The 2,565-nt window shown below is 66.7% G+C and carries 1 protein-coding gene; it reads left to right on the forward strand.

From position 1 onward, the window contains the following. The first annotated feature begins 705 nt into the window (after positions 1 to 705). Positions 706 to 2,487 carry a group II intron reverse transcriptase/maturase gene (gene ltrA, locus ACIOFR_RS42040; RefSeq protein WP_401006087.1) on the forward strand — a complete coding sequence of 594 codons (1,782 nt, stop codon included), beginning with the start codon at positions 706 to 708 and terminating at the stop codon, positions 2,485 to 2,487. The last annotated feature ends 78 nt before the right edge of the window (positions 2,488 to 2,565 follow it).

Consider the following 2,565-nt stretch of genomic DNA (forward strand, 5'->3'; position numbering starts at 1 on the left):
TGCAGTTCGACTGGGGCGGTGCGACACGAAGTCGCGTATGGCGAGTGAACTCGCAGAATGGAGGCCGGCAATGCCGGGTGCGTAGTTCCTGATCAGTGTTCGAGATCGGTCCCCTCCTCGACGTGCGTCCGCAGGTCCTGCCTGCTGGGGGTGCGGAGCTTGAGGAAGAAGCCCAAGGGCCCCCGTTCCGTCCGGGGGAGCAACCGGGCGAGGGGAAGACCGGACGGGTGAACGTGAGTGAACCTCTGATGATGCCTCGTCATCGCAAGCCTGGAAGACGGGAAGGACACCAGGTGATAGGGCCTGGCCGCTGGTGGAGGCGGCAAGCGGCGACCTGAACCAGCCCCATAGGTCGCGTGAACACCGCTGGCCCCGGGGTTTAGGAGGCACCCACCCCGGTCGCATCTCACATACGCGGAACGTGGAAACCCCGTCGGGGTCCGAGCCGGTCATCCGGCTCGGTAGGCCGATCGCAAGAGGGGCGGAAGCCCCCGGCGGGACAGGATGCCCAAGAAGCAGATGCCGGTGGCCGAAAGGCAACGGGACTCGCGGCAACGGTCCGTCGCTCCAGGCGGCCGTCGCGGGGAACCGACCGGATGCCGGTCTTCCGACCGGGCCCGAAAGGGCGCTGACGTGGGCAGGTGAGCCTTTGAATAGATGGTCTCGCGACCTTGCGAACTGAGGGACAAGTTGGACACCGTTGAGGTGAACGGACCCGAGGGCGGTCTGGAGTGGGACGCCATCCTCTGGCGGCACCACGAGGAGAACGTAACAAGGCTGCGGCACCGGATCTTCAAGGCGGCGCGGAACGAGGACTGGGCCCGCGTCCGGTCCTTGCAGAAGATGATGCTGGGCTCATGGTCGAACTCGCTGATCAGCGTGCGACAGGTGACCCAGCGCAATGCCGGGCGTCGGACGGCCGGGATCGACGGCGAGGTCGCCTTGTCGTCGCAGTCCAGAGCGGAGGTCGCGGAGCGCGTGCACCGTGACCGCTCGACCTGGGACCCGGCGCCGGTCCGACGCGTGTTCATCCCGAAGGCCAACGGCAAGCAGCGTCCGCTCGGCATCCCAGTGATCATGGATCGGTGCCACCAGGCGCGGGTCCGCAACGCGCTGGAGCCTGAGTGGGAAGCCCGGTTCGAGTCCCGCTCTTACGGATTTCGTCCCGGGCGGAGCTGTGCCGATGCGATCGGCGCCCTCTACAACGCGCTCAAGGGGTCACGGACCCAGAGAGTGTGGATCCTGGACGCCGACCTATCGGCCGCGTTCGACAAGATCGACCACGCTCGGCTTCTGGAAAACCTCGGATCGTTCCCCGCCAGGGATCAGATCCGGGGCTGGCTGAAGGCCGGGGTGGTCGAGAAGGGCATGCTCGTCCGCACTGAGGAGGGAACTCCCCAGGGCGGCGTGATCAGCCCCTTGTTGATGAACGTGGCCCTGCACGGCCTGGAGGAGGCCGCAGGGGTCCGCTACCGCGAGCGCGGCGTTCACGCCGGAATTGCGAAGGCGAACTCCCCGATCCTGGTTCGATACGCCGACGACCTGGTGGTCTGCTGTCACACCGAACAGCAGGCCCAGCAGGTCAAGGAACAGCTCGCCGAATGGCTCGCGCCCCGGGGACTGGTCTTCAACGAGGAGAAGACGCGCGTCGTCCACCTCGAAGACGGCTTCGACTTCCTGGGGTTCAACCTGCGTCGTTATCGGCGCGGGGACAGGCCAGGCAAGCTGCTGATCACACCGAGTCAGGACGCGGTCAAGCGCATCCGGAAGAGGCTCGCCGACGAGGTGCGCGCACTGCGCGGCTCGAACGCGATGGCGGTCATCGCCAAGCTCAACCCGGTCATTCGGGGATGGGCGGCCTACTACCGGGGGGTGGTGTCCAGCGCGTTGTTCAGCAGACTGGATCACTACATGTGGCAACTCACCTACCGGTGGGCCTGCCACACCCACCCCAACAAGTCGAAGAAGTGGATCGCTCGCCGCTACTTCGGCCGGTTCAACCGGTTCAGGAACGACTGGTGGGTGTTCGGCGCCCGCGATCACAGCGTGAACGATCGCGGGGATGTCGCCTTCCTGACCAAGTTCTCCTGGACTGCCATCGTCCGGCATCAGCTGGTCACCGGTTGGGCATCTCCGGATGACCCCGATCTGGCCGACTACTGGGCTGCCCGACGGCGCAAGATGCCTCCGCCGCTGGACGGCTACAACGTCCGTCTGCTCTCTGAGCAGGACGGACGGTGTCCACTCTGCGGGGACCACCTGCTCAGCCCCCACCAACCTCCCCGGTCCCCTCGGGACTGGGAGCGGTGGTGGCTGAACGTCGTCAAACGGGCGATCGCCGCCGATTACCTCACCCACCACGGGCGGGACGGCCGATCGGACGGGAACCGAACGCGCCTGGTTCACGCCTCCTGCAACCGGAGCCTGACGGCCTGGCAACGCAGGGGCCCGGTTCCATCCACCGCAATGCCCTCGGGGCTTGCTTGAGCCGAGGTGCGGGGAAACCCGCTCGCCCGGTTCTGAGGGGGCGGGGACGCAGCAATGCGTCCCCGCTACCCGACAGGG

The organism is Kitasatospora sp. NPDC088346, assembly GCF_044740765.1.
Classification (GTDB): domain Bacteria; phylum Actinomycetota; class Actinomycetes; order Streptomycetales; family Streptomycetaceae; genus Kitasatospora.